Origin of the sequence: Falsochrobactrum shanghaiense, from assembly GCF_003149535.1 — a bacterium.
In the GTDB taxonomy this organism is placed as follows: Bacteria; Pseudomonadota; Alphaproteobacteria; order Rhizobiales; family Rhizobiaceae; genus Brucella; species Brucella shanghaiense.
Genome location: NZ_QGDB01000002.1, coordinates 19,498 through 37,166, shown reverse-complemented (window position 1 = coordinate 37,166; position 17,669 = coordinate 19,498). Strand labels below are relative to the sequence as shown.

Genomic DNA, 17,669 nt, shown 5'->3' with positions numbered 1-17,669 from the left:
TTCAGTCGCCACCACCAATTACGCCGCCCGTGGCCGGATCGAACAACATGATCCGGTCGGGCCGGAACCGAACGCCCACTTGCCCCGATGGCGGGGCAATATCCGATGATTGACTGATACTGAACGGCCCTGCATCAGTGATGACATAGACGATGCGCGTCGTCCCCAGCTCCTGCACAATGTCCACCCGCGCCGGTATCGAGCCCGCTTCTCCAAGGGGCACGATCGTCAGATCATCGGCACGAAAGCCCATATCCACTTTTGCAAGATCAGCCAGAGCGGCTGCGGCGTCCGCCGCAATTGAGGAGCCATCAGGCAGCAGCAGCATGCCGCCTGCCACTTTGGCGGGCAGGAAGTCCATCAATGGATTACCAATGAAGCTTGCTACAAAACGCGAAGCCGGCTTTCGAAATATTTCAGAGGGTGAGCCGACCTGCTCAATACGTCCGTCGCGCATGACCACCAATATGTCTGCGAGACTCATCGCCTCAAGCTGGTCGTGCGTGACGTAAACCGAAGTCGCGCCCATCAGATTATGTATGCGCTTGATCTCAAGACGCAGGTCGCTGCGCAAAGCCGCATCCAGATTGGAAAGCGGCTCGTCAAACAGGAATAGAGACGGCTCGCGGACCATCGCGCGTCCGATAGCGACGCGTTGGCGCTGTCCTCCTGAAAGCTGGGAGGGCCGTCGCTCCATCAACTGCTCAATCCGCAGCATTTTTGCAGTTGCGCCGACGCGGCGCGCTATTTCACGAGCAGGAGTTTTGCGCTGACGCAGCCCGAAAGACAGGTTCTGCCGGACTGTTTTGGTTGGATAGAGTGCGTAATTCTGGAAAACCATTGCGACATTGCGTGCTGCGGGCGCAACTGCGGTAATGTCACGCGACCCCAGCCGAAGCGAGCCTTCATCCACATCTTCGAGGCCAGCGAGGATACGCAGCAACGTCGTTTTACCGCAACCGCTGGGGCCGACAATCACGACGAAGGCACCGCTTTCAACGGAGAGTGAGATATTCTCCAATATCCTTGTCGTTCCATAGGCTTTTTTCACCTGATTTACTTCAAGTGCGTTCATGCCTTCACCAGCGACCGCGAAAGCAGTTCCTCGATGTTTGACATCGACCGATCAAGCCCAAATCTCTTGCGGCGCGAACTGTCACGGCTTAAAAAGAGAAGTTCTTCAGGCTTTATTCCATATTGACTGGCAATGCGCGGAGCTAATTCAGCGTAGCGTGGCAGCGGCTCAAAAGGTAATTGCGGCGGCAGCGGGCGATTTTCATCGATGGCGATTACAAGCCCGGCACCTTGCGGCAATCCCCGGCGGGAGAGAGCGAGAAACAGCCGGTCATGCCGTTTGAGTATTTCGGACCAGGCCAGCGACTGCGAGTGCGGATCATTCCACGCAGATACGAGGACCGGCTGAAACCCTGCTTCGAGCGCCTGTTCAAACAATGCATCGGCTTCTTTCTTCAAGACATATTCGGGGCTTGCTTCCGATGGCTCGTCGGTCAGAATATCCGTCCGGTCGATAAGAACTATCCGTTGGTCCGCGAGCGGCCCGCGCAGCAATTGTTCGGTGCGCATCTGGCAGCCTTCTGCCGTAAAATCAAACAGCCGATAGTGGTGGGGCGCTTCGGTGATGGATTTACAAACCGCATAATAGCCATTGCCGTGATTGACGATTTCCGTTCCGGCATGAAAATGACCAGAAAGCACCACGTGACGGCTACTGGCTGAATGCAGCAAGTCACGTAATTCGTCGGCTTCTCTATAGCGCATTGGATAGCCATGAGGGACGTCTGGCCAGATCAGAAAATGCTGGAGATGGACAATCCAGCGTTCTGGCCAGCCCTCTGGGCGATTTTCCATAAGGGCCGCATCGAAGCGGGCGCGTTCCTCGCCTAACCGTTCGGCAATATTCTCATGAACCTCCCAGTCGTAATAGCTGATAGCTGTCAGGTCGGCCAGTTCGAGCCTTCGTGGAGCATCGGCAAATATTTCAAGAAAGACCGGGCGGAAATCATGATTGCCGGGCGCGATCATCCAAGGGCAGCCCAGCTCATCGAGCCATTTACGCATCGTACGATAATCCGCCCGGACCGCCTCGATCAGTTCGTTCCGATCATTGCTGTCGCCGGTATTGTGGAGCAGGTCGTGCGGCGCATCGATAATATCGCCCGTGAAGGCGACGAGGTCGGGGGCTTCAGCTTCCACGCATTCCTTGAGCATTTGAAGGAGTTCCGGGCCATGGCGGGACAAACGCTCGGAATGGCCGCTGTGTCCGGGCAATGCCTGCCTGAAATGAAGATCGGTGAATTGAAGAATGCGGGTCATGGGAGAGGCTTTCGGTTAGTGATGTCCGCCGGTGAGGCCGGACGAAAAGTGACGTTCCAGTAGAAGAAAGACGATAAAGACAGGTGCCGCCGCGAGAACTGCAACCGCCATTACCTTGTTCCACGCCATTTCGACTTCGCCGAGAAACTGTGTGGATGCCGCAGAAATAGTCATGACTTCTCCACCCGGCAGAAACGTCCGGGCGAACATGAAATCGTTCCAGGCGACGATGAAAACGTAGATGGTGACGGCAGCCAATGCTGGCGCGGCCGCTGGCAATATCGTTTTGAGCATTGCTCCAAGCGGACCACAGCCATCGATCATGGCAGCTTCCTCTATTTCTTTGGGAATACCATCGAAATATGCCTTCATCATCCATGTGGCGAAGGGTGCGGCGAAGCTGCAATTGGCGAGTATGACTGCAATGGAGGATTGCGGCCCCTTGAGCAATCCGGCCTGAAAGAACATGATATAGAGTGGTATTATGAGCAATGTGCCCGGCAGCATCTTGGCAATGAGGATCACATAGCCCGCAATCCCTGTTAGACGGGAGCGGCTGCGTGAGAGCGCATATCCTGCCAATGTGGCAATGCTTACTGTAAGCAATGTGGTGCCTATGGCGATAATGGCGGACATGCCCAGCCATGACAGGACCGGCGTCCCCGTAAACAGTGCCTGCATGGCTTCCAGGCTGAAGCCGGATGGAGAGGGCCAGATATTGGGCGGCCATTGCATGACAACGCGATTGGAGCGAAATGCGCTGAGCACCATCCAATAGATGGGCAACAGCGCGATCAGCGAAAACAGACCGAGCACAATCACGCGTGCGGCTGAATAAAAACGGTTCATTGCGCGCGCTTCCTATCCTGGATAAGCCAGAGCGTTCCTACCACCAACACGAAGCAGAGCAGAAACACCACGACGCCAAGCGCCGAGGCGCGGCCCACCTCGAAATACTGGAATGCCCGGTTGTAGATCCCGAGCGCCAGGGTTTCGGTAGCGCGACCGGGACCGCCGCCTGTCAATACAAGTATGGTTTCAATTTCGCGAAAAGCCGAGAGAAGCGACAAGGGCAGTGAAACGGCAATCACCGGACGCAATGCAGGGAGGGTAACCCAGAAGAAGCGGACCAAAGGACCGGCGCCATCGATCTTGGCCGCATCCAGCGCGTCTTTTGGCACTGCCTTCAAACCCGCCATCAGCATGACGGTGAAAAAGGGGTAGCTCTTCCATGCGGAGACAAACACGACTGTCGGCAAGGCCCATATCGAACTGCCAAGGAAGTTGATGGGCTTGTCAATAATGCCGGCGGCAAGAAGCATGTAGTTCATGAGGCCGGATTCGGAGTTTAGCAAAAACATCCACGCAAGGCTGGCAACGACTGCGGCCACTGCCCACGGGCTCACGATCAGCATGCGGATTGCGGTGCGGCCGGGAAAGGCCCGGTCAAGCAACAGGGCCGTAGCCAGCCCCCACAAAAAAGCCAATGCCGTTGATCCGAATACAAAGATCGCCGTGATCTGGAACGTTTGCGGCAAGCGACGGTCGGTCAACAGGCGCTGGAAATTGCGCAATGTATATTCAGGCGCAACGGCGGCATTCACATTCACCAGCTTAACATCCTGAAATGCGAGATGGATCATCGTGAGGATCGGATAGCCTATCAGTACCACGATCAGGATTGCCGCAGGTAAAAGCATCAACAGATAGGCCCGTTCGCGCGCATGGCGAAGCCCCCGCGCCGTTTGGCGACGCGGGGAACGATCTGCATTTATGGATGCGGGAATATCAGAAGAACTCATTGGTCAGTTCGTCATGGATCTGATCGGTAGCCCCATCGGCATCCAGTGCGCCACTTGCCAATGCCGATATGCCTTCGGCAACAATTGCGGAGAACTTGTTATATTCGCCCTCCAGACCGGTCGGCAGATAGGATTTCGTTGCCCGTTTGGCGCTTGCTTCAAAAACCGGGATTTCAGGCCAATCAGCACGGGCCTTATCGGTCAGCATGCCCAAGCGTGCGGGTGGATTGCCGCTGATTTCACCATATTTCTGCTGCCATTCGGGACGGCTGACCAGTTCGAGGAACTTGAAGGCAAGCTCCTTGCGTTCGTCATCGAGAGCTGCCGGGACCGCCAGGACATTGCTTGGGCCACCGGCTTCGTCAGGGAAAGGCAAAGCGGCAACGCGATAGGATTCTGCGACCTGCGGCGTGGCATCCTTTTTGTAAGCGGGCGCCCAGCTCCCATCGATATACATGGCTGCACGGCCCTGCCAGAACAGCTGGCGCATATCGTTATTGCCAATGCCTGTGGGCGTTGTACCGGCCTTCAATAACTCATCCGTCATGGCGACAGCCTTGCGCAAATCGTCCTTGGAGATGAGTTTTCCGTCTTCCACCCAGTTATGACCAAGGCCGGCAAGCAAATAGGTCAGGTTAAAGTAAGACTGGCTGCTCTGATCGGTAACGAAGGCAAAACCGTATTGATCGACGCGACCGTCGCCGTCACTGTCGAGCGTCAACGCTTTGGCTGCGGCAACAAACTCGTCCGGTGTCGTCGGTACAGCGATGTTGGCTACATCCAGCATTTCCTTATTGTAGAACAGGCCCCACGCATAGCCGAGAAGAGCCTGCGCATAAACCTTGCCTTCGCGGCGCATCGAGGCTTGCGCACTGATGAAATCTTCTTCCTTCCAGCCAATATTTTTCAACCGCTCGTCGAGAGGCTCAAGAAGTCCGTTATCGGCAAATCCGAATACGAAACGAGCCGAAATATGCGCAATATCGGGAGGCGTGCCTGCTGCAAGCCGTGTGGTCATCTGATCGTGATGATCGCCAAATGGCACACTGATGAGTTTGACCGAATGGCCGGGATTTTCTTTCGTGAAAGCTTCGGCAGCAGCCTTCCACCAGTCGCCAAAGCCCTCTTCGAGCTGATATGTTGGCATCTCCAGCTCAATCGCCTGCGAAGGCGACAGCGCCGTTAATGTAACCACCGTGGCTAGCGCGAGAGCACTAATATGTGTTTTTAGCATTGGGCTTCCTATTCGACCTAAGGGAGGTTGCGTTACTCGGTGCCTTTAGCTAATGAAATATTGTAACGAGGAAATGACAAAATTTCAGATCGAGGGGATCGATGCAAACTGAACGTGATCTGATGCTGCGCGCATCCTGGGCCCATCTGGTCGAAGGCCGTACACAGGATTCGATTGCTCAATCGCTGGGCCTTACGCGCGCGAAGGTTAACCGGCTTATTGCAGAATGCAGGGAAGCCGGTCTGATCCATTATGTAATCGCGCCGAATGCACGCGTTGCCTTGCGTGAAGAAAATGCATTGAAACAGCGCTTCGGGCTGGCAGATGCATGGGTTGTGCCGCAATCGGAGACCGAAAGTGGCGTCGTTCGCAGCGTCGGAATTGCGGCCGGAGCCTATGTGATGAGCAGCCTTGAGGCCAATCAGACGCTGGCTGTTGGCTGGGGGAAGACGCTTGATGCCTCGGTTGCGGGATTGCAGCCCAGACGGCCAGAGGGCAACCGGGTCGTGACGTTATTGGGTAGCATGGTGCGGGGCAACGGGCTGAGTTCTTTCGATATTGCCTCACGTTATGCACGCATATTGAGCGCAGAATGCTGCTATCTGATTGCCCCGCGCATCACCGAAACGATCGCCGAGTCGGTGCAATTGCGAAAAAGTGCGCACATTCGCGAAGCGATCGGCATTGCCGCCGAGGCCGACATCGTATTGGTCGGCGTGGATGATTTAAGCAATGCAAGTACGTTGCGTCTGGTTGGGCAATTTTCGGATGACGATGTTGCCGAACTCATGCGTGCCGGTGCTGTCTGCATTCTTCAGGGGGAGGCATTGGGCCTGGAGGGAAATACGATTTCCCATCCGCTGGCGGACCGAACGGTCGGGTTGGAGCTGGATAAGTTCAGGCGTATTCCGAAACGAATTGTTGCAGCGGCAGGGAAGCGCAAGGTTGAAAGCCTGCGGGCCATCCTTCAGGGCGGGCATTGCAATATTGTGATTACCGATGAGGCGACCGCCGCTGAACTGCTCATATAGTCAGCGGCCTTTCATGACCAGATCGGCAACATGCCGTTGATTATCTGGCGATTGCTCAGGGTTGGAGACGGTTGCGCGCCACGCGCATGCAGGCTGCGCGAATTGTCAATTTTTTGTGTTTTTATTGATGCCAAATAGTTGGCGTGCTAAATATACAAATATCAATAGCACACTAATGATTGGTGCCCGATGGGAAAGCGTAACCAGTATTCTGATTTTTTGGATGCCATCACCAGATTAAGCCTCAAGCTGCGCATGGCCTTTGACCAGCAGGTCAGCATGCATGGGCTTACTTACCCGCGCGCCCGCGTCTTGTTCAGGCTTGCAAACAAGGAAAGCATGACGCAGGCGGAACTGGCCCTCAGTCTCAATCTTCAGCAAGCAACGGTTGTCCGCTTGCTGGACCGCATGGAGGAGCATGGTTTTATCGAGCGGCGTCCGGATGCCACAGACCGGCGGGTGAAGCGCCTGTACCTGACCCCTTACGGGGTGGAACAGGCGCGGTTGGTGCATGCAATAGCCGACGCGATGCGCCGCCAGATTGTCGCGGGGATCGAGCCGGATAAAATTGAGATCGCGCTTCACCTGATCGAGCAAATCTCTGACAATATTTCCTCGATGGAACATATGAATGTCCGCGGCTAGTTCGACATCAAAAACCGGCCCCGGAACCAGTAAGCAGGCAGATGCAACAGGCGCAACCCCGGATTCTCCGGGAACCGCGTCACCCGAAAGCACCAAAATCCTGACCAAGCCGCCATTATTGTCAGCCGCCTACATTATTGCGGGTTTCATATTCGCAGCAATACAGGGACTCGGCCTGAGCTTCATTGCGAGCAACCTTCAGGAAATAGCAGGCCCGATGGGACTCACACAAAATGAAACCGTGTGGCTCATGGCGGCATATGTTTTTCCGAATGTCAGCCTCACCTTGCTGCTTTTCAAGGTTCGGGCACAATATGGCATAAGAAACTTCTCCGAAGCGGCCATCGTCGTTTACGTGTTTGTCTGCCTCGCACATTTATGGGTCAATGATTTTGGAACCGCGCTTCTTTTCCGTTTTGTAGCGGGCGCAGCAGCGGCACCCATATCGTCCCTTGCGTTTCTCTACATTCTTGAAGCCTTTCAGCCCGCCCGGAAAATGAACATCGGCCTTTGCATGGCGCTGTTGGCGCTGGCCATTCCGACACCGCTCACCGGTATTCTTTCGCCGTTCCTGCTGGATCTGGGCGGAGTAAGAATGTTCTATACCTTTGAAATTGGCGCGGCGATGGTAGCGCTGGGACTTGTCTACCTGTTGCCGCTTGCCTCGCCGCCGCGTGTCAAGGCAATACGAAAGCTGGATGTTGTCAGCTATATTTTCCTGGCGGTCGGGCTGGGTTCTTTTGCTGTCGCACTGACCGTAGGCCGGCTCTACTGGTGGACCGAGGCCAACTGGCTGGCCTGGCTGTTCATCACAGGTATCGTCTCGTCCGCAATCTTCGTTGTCATAGAATTGAACCGCAAGGAACATCTGGTAGACATACGCTGGCTGACATCCAGAGAAATACTGCATTTTGCCGGAGCCTTGCTCGTTTTCCGCATTGCCCTTTCGGAGCAGTCGAGCGGCGCCATCAATTTTCTGCGAAATGCCGGGATGCTCAATGCGCAAATGGCCGGGCTTTACTGGGTCATGCTGATTGCTGCCATCATCTCCGGCGCTGTTTGTGCCCTGATCATGAAGCCGGGTCGGGAACCCTTCATCCATGCCGTGGCATTGCTGCTGCTGGGGGTTGGAAGCTATATGGATAGCCAGTCAACGACGCTGACCCGTCCAGAGCAGATGTATGTCAGCCAGGCATTGGTCAGCTTTGCAAGCGGCCTGTTCTTGCCCCCGGCCCTTGCGGTGGGCATGGGCGCTGCGATGAAGCGCGGCCCAAACTATATTCTTTCATTCGTCGTGGTGTTTCTTGCAACCCAGAAAGTGGGCGGCTATCTGGGCAGCGCGCTTTACGGAACTTTTGTAACCTGGCGCGAGCACGTCCATTCGTTTTATCTGACCTCGCGTCTCCAGATTACAGACCCGCTTGTAACGCTCCGCCTTAATCAGCTTGGTGGAGCCTATAATAAATTCCTGACCGACCCCGGCCAGCAGGCCGTGCAGGCCAAAGCCCTCTTTGCCAGACAAGTGACCCAGCAGGCCTATGCGCTCGCTTATAATGAGGCATTTCTCCTGATTTCCTGCCTCTCCTTCGCAGCACTGGGGTGTTTGCTTATCCATGTCGCCTGGCAGAACCGGCAGCGCCTTTGGTCTTCCGGAATATCCTCTCGCTCTATTGCACAACAATATTAGACCCAAAGACAAGTCATCCATTATGTCCAGTATCTTTCGTTCCATTGCTACCTATATTGCAATCATTGTCGGTATAACCGGCGTGGTGATTGTCCTCTATGTGTGGAATCTGCCGCCCTTTAAAAGCTCTGTCGAAACGACGAATGACGCCTATATCCGCGGCAAGGTGACGATCCTGAGTCCGCAACTCGCCGGATATATCGTTGAAATACCGGTACAGGATTATCAGCAAGTCAAACGAGGCGATCTGATCGTCAGGATCGATGACCGGATCTATGCCCAGAAACTGGAACAAGCCCAGGCCGCACTTGAGACTGCCAAGGCACAGCTTGCTGTTTCCGAGCAGAACCAAAAATCCGCAGAGGCGAAAATTGAATCAGCCAAGGCAGAAATAGAAAGTGCCGATGCAGCGTTGGATGCCGCCAAAAGTGCGAATGAACGGACATTGAACCTGCTGGGAAAAAAGATCGCCACCAAGAGCGACGCCGAAAAAAACCAGGCAACATTCAACCAAGCCCGTGCGGCGGTACATCAGGCCGAGGCTGCGGAAAAAGTCACGGAACAGGAGTTGAGAAGTATAATCGTCGGGCGTCGCTCGCTTGAAGCAAATATCAGCAACGCGGAGGCCGCAGTCCGGCTGGCAGAGATAGACCTGCAGAATACGCGCATTCTCGCCCCTCAGGATGGCACGCTGGGCGAAATAACAGGTCGTGTGGGCCAATATCTTTCTGTCGGCTCGCAGATCGGATCGATCGTGCCTGATGATATATGGGTGGTGGCCAACTTCAAGGAAAGCCAGCTTGAACATATGGAGCCGGGCTATGCAATCACATTCACCGTCGATGCTCTCGGGCATAGAAGGTTTACAGGCCGCATCGAGCATTTCGCACCGGCAACGGGTTCGGAATTCTCTGTCGTCAAAGCAGACAACGCCACCGGCAATTTCACGAAAGTCGCCCAGCGTATTCCTGTGCGGGTCAGGATTGACCCGCAACAGCCTTTCAGCGAACGGCTTATTCCGGGCATGTCAGTGGTTGCCGATGTCGACCTGAATCAAGGCGGCTAGAGCGGTTCCTGTTTAAACGGAATCGTTGGAAATGCTCTAAGCCCGGTTGTTCATCAATGCTTGCACAAGGTCTGCTTCAAGATCTTCCCGATCTTCCAGACCGATAGAGATGCGGATGAGTTGAGCGCCAATGCCCAGATGGCTTTTCTGATCTTCCGGTACAACCGCATGGGTAAGGGAATAGGGATGCTGAATGAGACTTTCCACACTTCCCAGACTGACTGCAAAATGGAAATACCGGGTTGAAGTCAAAATGCGTTCGACACGTTGCAGGCTCCCTTCGACCTCGACGGAAATAACACAGCCGAAATTGATCATTTGATCGGCGGCCAGTGCATGCTGGGGATGGCTTGCCAGACCGGGATAGATAACCCGGGCAAGCCCCAGTTCTTTCGCATTTTGTTCGAGATTGCGCGCCAATGCCAATGCAGTTTGTGATTGCCGGACGCTACGGATTTCCAGGGTTTTCAGGGAACGGTGCAAAAGAGCGCAGTCGGTCGGCGACATGACGGAGCCAAGCGCGTTTTGCAGATATTTCACCCGCTCTGCAAGATTGTCTGGTGCGTTTGCCGATACGGCAATCACTCCGCCCAGAAGATCCGAGTGCCCATTGAGCATCTTCGTGGCCGAATGCACGACGACATGAATGCCATAATCTATCGGGCGCTGTCCGGCCGGAGATGAAAAGGTGCTGTCGCAAACGGTAATCGCGCCAGCCTTGTTGCCCAATTGTGCAACGAGCGACAGATCGACAATGCGAAGTGTTGGATTGGAAGGCGTCTCAAACCACAACAGGGCAGGCTTGTGGTCCAGGATGGCCTGCCGAAGCGCGCCTTCATCAGAAAAATCCACAAAGTTCACATTATGAGCCGCCGTAACGGGCCTGACATCGGCAAGCAGTCGATAGACACCCCCGTAAAGATCATTATGCGCCAGTATCGATGACCCGGCCGGCAGCGCTTCCAGCAAGGTTGCCGCTGCCGCAAGGCCGCTGGGAAATGTAAACGCGGCTTGCGCGCCTTCCAGATCCGCGAGGCATTGTTCCAGACCATTTCTGGTTGGATTGCCGCTGCGCGTATAATCATATCCCTTGCTCACGCCTATGCCATCCTGCACATAGGTCGTGGCATGGTAGACTGGAGGGATTACGGCTCCGGTCAGAGGATCGGGCTGTTGACCGATATGGATTGCGCGCGTTGCGAAACCAAGCTGATTGCGAGGAGAATTCTTGGACAATTTCGTCTCTCTGCCGTTGTTATATTGATACCCGGTTAGTTACCAGTGACTCGCTCTGTTTATAAGGCGCATCGGGCTCATCATTAAGAAATAAGTTTTCTCCAATCTCCATGAAATCAGAACCGATATGCACGACAGAGCATGTCGGAGCGGCTATTTCCTGAACACGTCTCATAGCCTTTGCAAACAGAAACCTGAAAAGGTCTTTCGTCTTGAAAAACATGCGCCTTTTTAAACCGATCCTTGCTGGCGCTACTTTACGCGAACGATTGCTGGCCTGTCTGGGCGCATTGATTGGTGTCGGGCTGACAGGATATGTGACGGCTCTCTTTCTTGGTAATGGGGAACAATTATCTTTGATAATTGCACCAATCGGCGCATCGGCAGTCCTTGTTTTCGCCGTGCCGAACAGCCCGCTTGCACAGCCATGGTCTGTCGTTGGCGGCAATGTGATTTCCGCTCTGGTCGGGATTTCGATTGCTCAGTCCATCGACACTCAAATACTTGCGATAGGTGCGGGCGTGGCACTGGCCATTGCAGCCATGTCATTTTGCCGCTGTCTTCACCCGCCGGGCGGGGCCGTGGCGCTTATGTCTGTTATCGATGGAGCTTCCATAACGGATGCCGGCTATTCTTTCGCCTTTGTCCCCGTGGCATTGAATTCCATTATTCTGGTCGGGATGGGCATTGCATTTCACAAAGCTTCAGGGCGAAAATATCCGCACATCCCTGCGGCGATACCGGCCAGTCCGCATCAAACCAAAGATCTGCCGCCCCAGCTTCGTGTCGGCTTCAACGCCGATGATGTCAACGCAGCACTTATGGCGATTGATGAGACATTCGATATTGATCCGGGCGACCTGACCCGACTTCTCCATCAGGTTGAAATGCAGGCTTTACAACGCCGCCATGGGGATATTCTGGCCGGGCATATCATGTCGCGCGACGTGATCCAGATCGGTGCCGATGATACGGTTGGCGCGGCGCGGCGTTTGTTATTGGCGCATAATATACGAACATTGCCGGTGGCAAGTGAGGACGGTCGGCTGTTGGGCGTCGTGGGATTGCGCGAGCTTGAAACAATCGAGACCGCCAAAATCGCTGCACGTATGGTAAAAGCGCCGACAGCTTCAGCAGATGATCCCGCCATTATCATGCTTCCGCAATTTGCAGAGGGGCACACCCATGCCGTTATCATTACCGACGAAAATGATCATGTTCTGGGTCTGGTTTCCCAAACCGATCTGCTGAATGCGCTGGCGTGGGAGCTAAGGTATCAGCAATCGCCTCCCCCCAAGAAACCGCGCCCGCGACTCCATCTGCTTCGCGGCGCGGGCATATAAATGTGAGCGGCCTGAAAAGACCCTGTCATCCTCATTCGTCAGATTGCAAGATACTCGTTTCGAAGCCCTTCGTCCTCCAGCAATTCCCTGGCGCTTCCCGAGAAGACAAGCTCGCCGGTATCGAGGATGACCGCACGATCAGCGAGACGCAATGCTGCAACCGCGTTCTGCTCGACAATGATGGTCGTGATGCCGCGTTTCTTGATGTCGTAGACGATGTTCTCGATTTCCTTGACGATGACGGGGGCAAGCCCCTCATAAGGCTCGTCGAGCAGAAGAAGCTTTACTTCGCGGGAAAGTGCGCGCGCTACGGCCAGCATCTGCTGTTCGCCGCCCGAAAGTGTCACGCCCTCCTGCTTGCGACGGTCCGCCAGACGCGGGAAATGCTCATAAACCTCCTCGAGCGACCAGCCATGTCCCGGTGCGACCTGCGCAAGAATCAGATTTTCCTCTACAGTCATGCCGGAAATGATACGCCGGTCCTCGGGCACAAGCTGAATGCCAGCCCGCGACGCCTGCCAGGATTTTGCGGTATGGAGCGGTCGGCCCTCAAGCCAGATTTCGCCCTGACGCAGTTCAGGATCATCCATACGGGCAATGGTGCGCAAAGTGGATGTCTTGCCCGCGCCATTACGGCCTAAAAGGGCAACGATCTCGCCTTGACGCACATCGAGCGACACGTCCTGTACGATATAGCTTTCGCCGTAATAGGCATGCGCATTGCGCATGGCAAAAAAGGCTTTGGAGGGGTCCGCTTCGCTCACTGCGGAAATTGCCTCACGCTTTGCAGCGATGACATTCATTCTGCAACTCCTCCAAGATAGGCTTCCTGCACACGCGGGTCTTCCTTGATCTGCTGGGGCAGGCCGGACGCTATGATGCGCCCCTGCGCCAGCACCGAGATCGTGTCGGCCAGTGAAAACACGACATGCATGTCATGCTCGATAATCACCTTGGTCATTCCGCGCGACTTGATCTTTTTCAGAAGTTCGATGGTGGTGTTGGTGTCGTGGCGGCTCATGCCGGCCGTCGGCTCGTCGAGCAGCAGCAGGCGAGGACGCTGGATGAGGCACATGGCCAGTTCCAGCCTGCGCTTGTCGCCGCGCGAAAGTGCCCCGGCTATATCCTCGCGCCGCGCATGCAGGCCGATCTCCTCTATAAGATGCTCGGCCTCTTCGCGGATTTCATGTTCAGTGTCGACACTGCGAAATATACTGATCCTGAACGCCCCGTCGCGGCGGGCAAAAGCGGGCGCCATGACGTTTTGCAACACGGTCAGTTCCGGAAAAATCTCCGGGGTCTGAAAGACGCGCGAGATGCCGAGCTGATTGATCTGGTATGGCGACTTGCCGGTCAGGACGGTGCCGTCAAATACCACCGCCCCCGTGGTTGGCGCAATACGTCCGATAATGACATTGAGCAGGGTCGATTTGCCCGCGCCGTTCGGGCCGATAATGGCATGGGTCTTCCCTTCCTCGATTTGCAGGTCAATGTCTGAAAGAGCCCTCAAGCCGCCAAAGTTCTTGTGCACATCGGCGGCGTGAAGCACGATATTGGGTACAGCCTCGCTCATGTTCCTACTCCGCAGCCTGTGTTGAAAGTGATCTGTCGGAAGCTTCAGCCTGCCGCCGCGGCTTTATTCTTCGCATGATGCGCTGCCAGCCTTCGACAAGCCCACCGGGCAGGAACACGACGATAAGCACGAACATCAGACCCAGCGTCAGGTGCCAGCCCTCGCCCACGAATTTCGAAACGATTGTAACGACAATGCTTTGAAGCCCGTCGGGGAGGAATGAGAAGAAATTATTGAGCATATTGATATTGATCGCCGAGAAAATATTCTCGAAATATTTGATCAGCCAGGCGCCGACCACCGGCCCGAACAGCGTCCCGGCGCCGCCCAGAATGGTCATCAGCACAACATTGCCGGATTCAGTCCACCGCATGCGTTCGGCACCGGCGATCGGATCGGTGACGGACAGGAGCGCGCCGGCAAGCCCGGCAAACATGCCCGAGATCACGAACGCCGTCAGCGTATAGGGACGCGTATTGAAGCCGGTATAATTCATGCGTGTCTGATTGGACTTAATTCCGCGCAATGCCATGCCAAAAGGCGAAGCGAAGATCTTCTGCGAGATATAAAAGGCGATGATCAAGAGCGCCGCGCAGATATAAAAGCCGGTATATCCGTTGACGCTGGTACCCAGCAATGTTGGCTGCGGGAGCCCGGAAAGACCCTGTCGTGCTCCGAAAAGCGCATCAATATAGCGTGGATCGGTGCGCGCCAGAAGCAGACCTGTTTCTCCATTGGTAATCGGGGTCAGCACAGAATAGGCGAGACTGTAGCTCATCTGCGCGAAAGCGAGCGTGAGGATGGAGAAATAGATGCCGGAACGGCGCAGACTGAAATAGCCGATAACAAGCGCGAATAGCCCTGCCATGATGACTGCGCAAATGATTGCAGGCACAATATCCATGGTCATGAGCTTGAATGACCAGACCGCCGTATAGGAGCCGACCCCAAGAAAGGCTGCGTGACCAAAGCTCAGATAGCCGGTCAGGCCGAACAGGATGTTGAAGCCAATGGCGAAGATCGCGTAAATCGCGAATTTCTGCATGAGGCCCGGATAGGCCGCGCCAAAAGGCGAAAGCCAGAGCGGCATGCACAGCACGATTGCGCCGAAAATCACCAGTGAAACGAGATCCTTGCGAGAAAGTGATAACATGGCCGCTCAGGTCTCCATAATGCCACGCCGCCCCATCAGCCCACGCGGACGCACGAGCAGGATGACAACGGCAACGAGATAGATGATGACTTGGTCAATGCCGGGGATCAGGGACTTGACCTCGGTCATGGATGCGAATGACTGAAGAATCCCCAGCAGGAAGCCCGCGGTGACGGCACCGGCAAGAGAACCCATGCCGCCCACCACCACCACGACGAAACTCAGGACGAGAAAGTCCATCCCAAGCTGGTAATTGGGTGCGAGCAACGGCGTGTACATGACGCCCGCAACCCCGGCCACCACGGCGGCAATGCCGAATACGATGGTAAAGCGCCGGTCGATGTCGATCCCCATCAACCCCACCGTCTCCCGGTCGGCCATGCCCGCACGGACCACCATGCCGAAGGTTGTGAATTGCAGGAACGCAAACACGGCTCCGATGGTGAGAAGGGAGAAGGCAAGATAGACCAGACGCCACCATGGATATGTGAGCATATGGGGGTCCATGCCGATCAGGACGCCCAGATCGGCAGCACTGCGAAGATCGGATGGAATCGGCTGCGGAATGGGATTGGGGCCGAAAAAACTCTTGACGATTTCCTGCAACACAATCGCAATGCCGAACGTGACCAATATCTGTTCGGCATGGGATCGTTTGTAAAAATGCTTGATCAGCCCGCGCTCCAGCGCAATGCCGATGAAAAGCATGACCGGAACAGCCAGCAGGATCGAAACCGGTACGGAATAATCCACCAGCACAGCGCCAAAATCACCAAACCAGCTTTGCACTAGCGGGGTGCGGACCTCAAGCGGCGTGCCCCATGGGGAAAGCTGGCTCGGATCGACGGTGACGGTTTCCATGGTTATGAGATAGCGGAAGGCAACCGCGCAGAAGCAGCCGAGCATGAACAAGGCGCCATGGGCGAAGTTGACAACGCCGAGCGTGCCGAAAACGAGCGTCAGACCAAGGGCAATCAGCGCATAAGCACCGCCCTTGTCCAGCCCGTTAAGTAATTGTGCAAAGAACGCGTTCATCCGTGTCCCCGTGGATTATGATCGTTTCCGGACCCAGCCGCTACCCGGTTGGGTGCGCCCGGCGCCGTTTCAAACGCCGGGCGGTTTTTGAAAAATCAGCAGGCGTTGGGCTCATACGGCCCCAGTTCGCCGCCAAAGATGGTCGGATCATAGGTGACGGCATCACGCGTCGTTTTGCCGATCACATTCAGCACGTCGAATTTGCTGGTCGGGTTTTCGTTGCCGCGCACGACCAGCACTTCCTTGAAACACTGGTGGTCCGAGTCGCGGTACATTGTCGGCCCGTTTCCTGCGCCATCGAACTCGAAGCCTTCCAGAGCCTTGATGACTTCCGGCGGATAGAAAGTGCCGGCACGCTCGACTGCATCGGCATAGAGAATGGCCTGAACATAACCCGTATGAGCCGACTGCGATGGCGGCGAGCCATAGGCTTCGCCATAGGATTTGGTGAAGGCCTTGGTGCCTTCATCATCCAGCGCCCAATGCCAGTTCGATGTTCCGATGATGCCTTTCACCGCATCGCCTGCACCAACCGCCATGAGTTCGGAGAACATCGGCACGACGATCTCAAAGTTCTTGCCGTTTGCCTGCCGGTCACGCAGTCCGAACTGAACCGCCTGAGGCAGCGAATTGACCATGTCGTGGCCATAATGGTTGAGAATGAGAACATCAGCGCCCGAATTCATGATCGGGGTCAGATATTGCGAGTAGTCGCCAAGGCCAAGCGGCGTGCGAACAGCGGCAACGGTCTCCCAGCCGAGCGCTTCGGTCGCCGCCTTGATGGATTCTTCCTGCGTCCAGCCCCAGGTATAGTCGGCGGTCAGGTGATAGGCGCGACGATCCTTGCCATATTCTTCGGCGAGGAACGGCGCGATGGCCACACCCGATTGATAGGCGTTGAAGAAATGGCGGAAGCCGTAACGGCGCTTGTCCTTGCCCGTCGTATCATTGGAGTGGGTAAGGCCCGACATATAGATCACGCCCATTTCCTGACAAAGCGACTGCTGGGCAATCGCTTCACCCGACGTAACGGAGCCTGTTACCATGATGGCGCCGTCGCGCTCGATCATGCGGCGGGCGCCATCGCGGGCGGCGTCGGTATTGGTCTGGGTGTCGCCGGTGACATATTCCACCTTCTTGCCCAGGACACCATTGCCCTTGAGGGCCAGAGGCTTGAGGGTTTTCAGGATGCCGCCATCCCCCTCGCCGTTGATATGTTTGACTGCAAGTTCATAGGCCTTCAGCTGATCGAGGCCTTCCTCCGCATATGAACCCGTTTGCGGAACATTGAAGCCAAAGACGATCTTGCCTTTGGCGGGATCATTACAGAAATTCTGTGCCCAGGCGCCTTTGGTAAAAATATGCGGCGTGGCCAATGTCACAAGCCCGGCGCCAGCACTCTTTAAAATGCCGCGCCTGTTCATACGAAACTTCGTCATGGTATCTCCTCCCAAGATAGCGTTACTCAGGAGACGGGCTAAATGAAATGAATTCAACAGGAGATTGCTTGTATTGAGTTTTTTTGTAAAT

16 protein-coding genes are annotated in these 17,669 nt (G+C 55.4%); 5 read left to right on the top strand and 11 right to left on the bottom strand.

The annotated features are described in order from the left end of the window. Position 1 precedes the first annotated feature (1 nt). The 5 genes from DKP76_RS04165 to DKP76_RS04145 are packed head-to-tail and all read right to left on the bottom strand — an operon-like array spanning position 2 to position 5,283. Positions 2 to 1,075, bottom strand: a complete 1,074-nt coding sequence (locus tag DKP76_RS04165; RefSeq protein WP_109705206.1) for an ABC transporter ATP-binding protein — start codon at positions 1,073 to 1,075, stop codon at positions 2 to 4. Further along, positions 1,072 to 2,334, bottom strand: coding sequence for a metallophosphoesterase family protein (locus DKP76_RS04160; RefSeq protein ID WP_109705205.1), 1,263 nt, complete (start codon positions 2,332 to 2,334; stop codon positions 1,072 to 1,074). The genes DKP76_RS04165 and DKP76_RS04160 overlap by 4 nt, the downstream gene beginning before the upstream one ends. Before the next feature lie 15 nt (positions 2,335 to 2,349). Further along, positions 2,350 to 3,183, bottom strand: a complete 834-nt coding sequence (locus DKP76_RS04155) for a carbohydrate ABC transporter permease (RefSeq protein ID WP_109705204.1) — start codon at positions 3,181 to 3,183, stop codon at positions 2,350 to 2,352. After that, positions 3,180 to 4,136, bottom strand: coding sequence for a carbohydrate ABC transporter permease (locus DKP76_RS04150; RefSeq protein WP_109705203.1), 957 nt, complete (start codon positions 4,134 to 4,136; stop codon positions 3,180 to 3,182). The genes DKP76_RS04155 and DKP76_RS04150 overlap by 4 nt, the downstream gene beginning before the upstream one ends. Next, positions 4,123 to 5,283, bottom strand: a complete 1,161-nt coding sequence (locus tag DKP76_RS04145) for an ABC transporter substrate-binding protein (RefSeq protein ID WP_158279404.1) — start codon at positions 5,281 to 5,283, stop codon at positions 4,123 to 4,125. Before DKP76_RS04145 ends, DKP76_RS04150 begins: the two co-directional genes overlap by 14 nt. A gap of 188 nt (positions 5,284 to 5,471) precedes the next feature. Here DKP76_RS04145 and DKP76_RS04140 point away from each other — a divergent pair, with 188 nt between their 5' ends. From DKP76_RS04140 to DKP76_RS04125, 4 genes are all read left to right on the top strand, one after another. After that, complete coding sequence (locus tag DKP76_RS04140) at positions 5,472 to 6,401, top strand: sugar-binding transcriptional regulator (RefSeq protein WP_109705201.1); 930 nt, start codon at positions 5,472 to 5,474, stop codon at positions 6,399 to 6,401. Between the two features lie 189 nt (positions 6,402 to 6,590). After that, positions 6,591 to 7,046 carry a MarR family winged helix-turn-helix transcriptional regulator gene (locus DKP76_RS04135; protein ID WP_109705200.1) on the top strand — a complete coding sequence of 152 codons (456 nt, stop codon included), beginning with the start codon at positions 6,591 to 6,593 and terminating at the stop codon, positions 7,044 to 7,046. Continuing rightward, complete coding sequence (locus DKP76_RS04130) at positions 7,033 to 8,733, top strand: MFS transporter (protein WP_109705199.1); 1,701 nt, start codon at positions 7,033 to 7,035, stop codon at positions 8,731 to 8,733. The genes DKP76_RS04135 and DKP76_RS04130 overlap by 14 nt, the downstream gene beginning before the upstream one ends. A gap of 22 nt (positions 8,734 to 8,755) precedes the next feature. Next, the gene (locus tag DKP76_RS04125) at positions 8,756 to 9,799 is read left to right on the top strand and encodes an HlyD family secretion protein (RefSeq protein WP_109705198.1); all 1,044 of its coding nucleotides are present in this window, start codon (positions 8,756 to 8,758) and stop codon (positions 9,797 to 9,799) included. A gap of 36 nt (positions 9,800 to 9,835) precedes the next feature. Here the strand turns inward: DKP76_RS04125 and DKP76_RS04120 are convergent, their stop codons facing one another. Continuing rightward, on the bottom strand, positions 9,836 to 11,035 hold the full coding sequence (locus DKP76_RS04120; RefSeq protein WP_109705197.1) for a trans-sulfuration enzyme family protein: 1,200 nt from the start codon (positions 11,033 to 11,035) through the stop codon (positions 9,836 to 9,838). Between the two features lie 221 nt (positions 11,036 to 11,256). Between DKP76_RS04120 and DKP76_RS04110 the strand changes: the two genes are divergently transcribed. Further along, positions 11,257 to 12,378, top strand: coding sequence for an HPP family protein (locus DKP76_RS04110; RefSeq protein WP_109705195.1), 1,122 nt, complete (start codon positions 11,257 to 11,259; stop codon positions 12,376 to 12,378). Positions 12,379 to 12,416: 38 nt separating this feature from the next. Here the strand turns inward: DKP76_RS04110 and DKP76_RS04105 are convergent, their stop codons facing one another. The 5 genes from DKP76_RS04105 to DKP76_RS04085 form a co-directional block, all read right to left on the bottom strand. Further along, entirely contained in the window at positions 12,417 to 13,181 is a 765-nt protein-coding gene (locus DKP76_RS04105; RefSeq protein ID WP_109705194.1) for an ABC transporter ATP-binding protein, read from the bottom strand. Beyond that, the gene (locus DKP76_RS04100; protein WP_109705193.1) at positions 13,178 to 13,951 is read right to left on the bottom strand and encodes an ABC transporter ATP-binding protein; all 774 of its coding nucleotides are present in this window, start codon (positions 13,949 to 13,951) and stop codon (positions 13,178 to 13,180) included. The genes DKP76_RS04105 and DKP76_RS04100 overlap by 4 nt, the downstream gene beginning before the upstream one ends. Before the next feature lie 4 nt (positions 13,952 to 13,955). After that, positions 13,956 to 15,104 carry a branched-chain amino acid ABC transporter permease gene (locus DKP76_RS04095; protein ID WP_109705192.1) on the bottom strand — a complete coding sequence of 383 codons (1,149 nt, stop codon included), beginning with the start codon at positions 15,102 to 15,104 and terminating at the stop codon, positions 13,956 to 13,958. Between the two features lie 6 nt (positions 15,105 to 15,110). Next, positions 15,111 to 16,139, bottom strand: a complete 1,029-nt coding sequence (locus tag DKP76_RS04090) for a branched-chain amino acid ABC transporter permease (RefSeq protein ID WP_109705191.1) — start codon at positions 16,137 to 16,139, stop codon at positions 15,111 to 15,113. A gap of 95 nt (positions 16,140 to 16,234) precedes the next feature. Then, entirely contained in the window at positions 16,235 to 17,578 is a 1,344-nt protein-coding gene (locus tag DKP76_RS04085; protein ID WP_109705190.1) for a substrate-binding protein, read from the bottom strand. Between the last annotated feature and the right edge of the window lie 91 nt (positions 17,579 to 17,669).

Coding starts and splice junctions, on each gene's coding strand:
- DKP76_RS04165 (WP_109705206.1), bottom strand. CDS start 1,075: ATGAACGCACTTGAAGTAAATCAGGTGAAAAAAGCCTATGGAACGACA.
- DKP76_RS04160 (WP_109705205.1), bottom strand. CDS start 2,334: ATGACCCGCATTCTTCAATTCACCGATCTTCATTTCAGGCAGGCATTG.
- DKP76_RS04155 (WP_109705204.1), bottom strand. CDS start 3,183: ATGAACCGTTTTTATTCAGCCGCACGCGTGATTGTGCTCGGTCTGTTT.
- DKP76_RS04150 (WP_109705203.1), bottom strand. CDS start 4,136: ATGAGTTCTTCTGATATTCCCGCATCCATAAATGCAGATCGTTCCCCG.
- DKP76_RS04145 (WP_158279404.1), bottom strand. CDS start 5,283: ATGCCAACATATCAGCTCGAAGAGGGCTTTGGCGACTGGTGGAAGGCT.
- DKP76_RS04140 (WP_109705201.1), top strand. CDS start 5,472: ATGCAAACTGAACGTGATCTGATGCTGCGCGCATCCTGGGCCCATCTG.
- DKP76_RS04135 (WP_109705200.1), top strand. CDS start 6,591: ATGGGAAAGCGTAACCAGTATTCTGATTTTTTGGATGCCATCACCAGA.
- DKP76_RS04130 (WP_109705199.1), top strand. CDS start 7,033: ATGTCCGCGGCTAGTTCGACATCAAAAACCGGCCCCGGAACCAGTAAG.
- DKP76_RS04125 (WP_109705198.1), top strand. CDS start 8,756: ATGTCCAGTATCTTTCGTTCCATTGCTACCTATATTGCAATCATTGTC.
- DKP76_RS04110 (WP_109705195.1), top strand. CDS start 11,257: ATGCGCCTTTTTAAACCGATCCTTGCTGGCGCTACTTTACGCGAACGA.
- DKP76_RS04105 (WP_109705194.1), bottom strand. CDS start 13,181: ATGAATGTCATCGCTGCAAAGCGTGAGGCAATTTCCGCAGTGAGCGAA.
- DKP76_RS04100 (WP_109705193.1), bottom strand. CDS start 13,951: ATGAGCGAGGCTGTACCCAATATCGTGCTTCACGCCGCCGATGTGCAC.
- DKP76_RS04095 (WP_109705192.1), bottom strand. CDS start 15,104: ATGTTATCACTTTCTCGCAAGGATCTCGTTTCACTGGTGATTTTCGGC.
- DKP76_RS04090 (WP_109705191.1), bottom strand. CDS start 16,139: ATGAACGCGTTCTTTGCACAATTACTTAACGGGCTGGACAAGGGCGGT.
- DKP76_RS04085 (WP_109705190.1), bottom strand. CDS start 17,578: ATGACGAAGTTTCGTATGAACAGGCGCGGCATTTTAAAGAGTGCTGGC.